The following is a 358-nucleotide window of genomic DNA, read 5'->3' on the forward strand; positions in this document are numbered from 1 at the left end:
ACAGACCCGTCGACGTCGAAGTCGACAGCGAGGCCACCGAGCTATCCGTCGAACTGAGGCCCGTTGACAGCGAGCTGATACCGGTCGAGGTCGAGGTGGACAGCGAGGTGATCGAGCTGGTCGCCGACGACAGACCCGTCGACGTGGAGGTCGACAGCGAGGCGACCGAGCTGTCCGTCGAGCTCAGGCCGGTGGACAGCGAGCTGATGCCGGTCGAGGTCGACGTGGACAGCGACGTGATCGAGCTCGTGGCCGACGACAGACCGGTCGACGTGGAGGTCGACAGCGAGGCCACCGAACTATCGGTGGAGCTGAGGCCGGTGGACAGCGAGCTGATGCCGGTCGAGGTCGACGTGGA

General features: G+C 66.2%; 1 protein-coding gene. It reads left to right on the plus strand.

Annotated elements, in window-relative coordinates:
- Nucleotides 1–358 (plus strand): hypothetical protein (locus tag SB816_RS30240; protein ID WP_410548023.1); only part of this gene is annotated, 358 nt, incomplete at both ends.

It is taken from the genome of Achromobacter sp. SIMBA_011, from assembly GCF_046535435.1.
Lineage (GTDB): Bacteria > Pseudomonadota > Gammaproteobacteria > Burkholderiales > Burkholderiaceae_B > Achromobacter > Achromobacter dolens.